Origin of the sequence: Acetobacter cerevisiae (genome assembly GCF_001580535.1) — a bacterium.
Taxonomy (GTDB): Bacteria; Pseudomonadota; Alphaproteobacteria; order Acetobacterales; family Acetobacteraceae; genus Acetobacter; species Acetobacter cerevisiae.
This window is the reverse complement of the sequence record NZ_LHZA01000029.1, coordinates 1-1,059: the sequence shown is the minus strand read 5'-3', so window position 1 is coordinate 1,059 and position 1,059 is coordinate 1. Positions and strand designations below refer to the sequence as shown.

At 46.5% G+C, this 1,059-nt stretch carries 1 protein-coding gene; it reads left to right on the top strand.

Annotated elements, in window-relative coordinates; all coding sequences use genetic code 11:
• Positions 1 to 1,054, top strand: a 1,054-nt coding sequence (locus AD928_RS14565) for a hypothetical protein (protein ID WP_209436618.1), incomplete at its 5' end; no start/stop codon positions are given.
• Positions 1,055 to 1,059 lie beyond the last annotated feature (5 nt).

The following is a 1,059-nucleotide window of genomic DNA, read 5'->3' as shown; positions in this document are numbered from 1 at the left end:
CCCCACTAAAAATGGGGGGATTACCCTCGCGCAGCCAGGAACGCGGCCAGAGTCACCGCGACCGGCGCTGGCGGCGACAGAGATGGCACAGGAACTGCCTCAATCCGAAGCCCTTCCCGTTCGAGATGATCGACGACGCGATGGAGCCCAAGAAATTGCACCCCGGCCAGACGATCATCAGCGTAAACGCCGCTTCCAGCCGCGTCACAGATCATGTCCCAGAGTCGATCTATCACGGTTGGTGGCAGATGCTGAGACATTGTCCTGCGGTCTATGGTCTCCCAGCGCAGAAGTTCATCATCTTCAGGCTTACGACCGATACAACGAAACGGATAATAAAAAATCTGAACAACCGGATGCAGAGAAGAATTCTTCAATAGATGCGCAAAGTAGCTCGGAGCTAAATTCTCAGAATAAGAAGAGTGGACAATCGCCTTCTGGAGTGACGTCTGGCGTATTTCCTGATGAGAATGCACATTTTTCCATGCATGTGTCTGATGATCCCCTTTTGAGTTTCACAGATCCTGATCCTCAGGTGAGGCAACAAGCGCAACATCAACAGGATGAATATAATCGTGCTGCTTCTGAGCTGCGCCAGATTGATCCTGGCAACCAGATTTTAAATTATTGGTCTGATGGTACTACTGCGCCGACTCTTGAAAGAATCCAAGCTGTAAATACAGCAATACAAACAGCTAAAAGCAATCAGGATTGGAATAATATTAATTCCACGATCTATGGAAATAATTCATCTGGAATGAATGTTGTTATTCTACATTCTGGTAGTGAACAGAAATCGTCGTTTGTTGGAAGTGCAGAAAGCGGGATACCCACTGGAGCTATTGAAATGAAGTCCATGGGCGCAATGGTTAATGCGCCTGAAGGATTTAAAGTTTATCAGGCAAAAAATGGAGATAAATATTATGAGTCCCCGGAAGGTCTGATATACGGTCCCGGTTCAAAGGATGGTGATCGACGCGGAAATCTCACAGAAGGGTTGTACATCGGGTTAGATTATGAAAAAGTCTGTTTTGTAGAAAAGAAATTTCCATAATCATC